Source organism: Moorena sp. SIO4E2, assembly GCF_010671945.1.
Lineage (GTDB): Bacteria > Cyanobacteriota > Cyanobacteriia > Cyanobacteriales > Coleofasciculaceae > Moorena > Moorena producens.
On the sequence record NZ_JAAHIE010001402.1, the window covers coordinates 1 to 1089 of the forward strand.

The window sequence follows — 1089 nt, forward strand, 5'->3', positions numbered from 1 at the left end:
TGAAGAACGTTTAGTAACTCGTTGTCAGCTACTCCAAAGCATGACCTCAGAGATTAAAAATTTAACTAATTATCATTGGTTAACTTATGACTAACTTTTATAAGCTTTTATAAACCGGATTTAGTATTAGTAGCAATTTTCGCTACTGCTATTCGTGCTCCTTGGTTCCTGCTGTTCTTCGTGGGAACTGTCCCAGCCGCTGTGATTCTGATCTCGATACTCAGACGACCGATTCGCGATCGCAATTCTGCTTTCCGGCAACAACTAGAAGAAATGGCAGCTAGCTTAATCGAGATGATTCAGCTAATCCCAGTCACACGAGCTCATGGTGCTCAACAGACTGAGATGGAACGGATTGATGCCAAGTTAGTGACGGTGAAAGAGGCAGCGGTGCGACTTGACTCGATTAACGCCATCACTGATTCCTCTTCTTGGGTAACCCTACGGTTATTCAGTCTCGTTTGCTTGATCACCTCAGCCTGGTTAGTCTATACCAAGCAATGGGCAATCACAGTGGGGGATGTGGTGTTACTGACCGGCTATTTTGATTCCCTAACTAACTCGATAGTGCAAATTCTAGCGGTATTGCCACAGATTGGCAAAGGTTTTGAATCCATTCGCTCAGTAGGTGAAATTATGGAGTGTCCTGACCTAGAGCGCAATCCTGGTAAGATAGCTCTGCAACAGGTGCGTGGTGAATTCACCTTTGACTCCGTTAGTTATCAGTATCCCGATACGGAACAGTTTGCCATTCAAGACTTTTGTCTACAGGTCAATCCTGGGGAAACCATTGCCATCGTCGGACCATCCGGAGCCGGAAAATCGACGTTATTAAGTCTGATTATTGGTTTCATGGCTCCCACAACCGGAAGAGTTTTACTAGATGGTACAGATATGAGTAGCCTCGACCTACAGACCTATCGGAAATTCCTATCAGTGGTTTCCCAGGAGACTATCTTATACTAAATCCGGTTTATAAAAGCTTATAAAAGTTAGTCATAAGTTAACCAATGATAATTAGTTAAATTTTTAATCTCTGAGGTCATGCTTTGGAGTAGCTGACAACGAGTTACTAAACGTTCTTCAATT

General features: G+C 43.1%; 1 protein-coding gene. It reads left to right on the top strand.

Annotation, left to right across the window (positions count from 1 at the left end; genetic code table 11):
* Window positions 1-135: 135 nt before the first annotated feature.
* Window positions 136-966 (top strand): ATP-binding cassette domain-containing protein, encoded by an 831-nt coding sequence (locus F6K37_RS44015; protein WP_287257429.1) that lies wholly within the window; start codon window positions 136-138, stop codon window positions 964-966.
* The last annotated feature ends 123 nt before the right edge of the window (window positions 967-1089 follow it).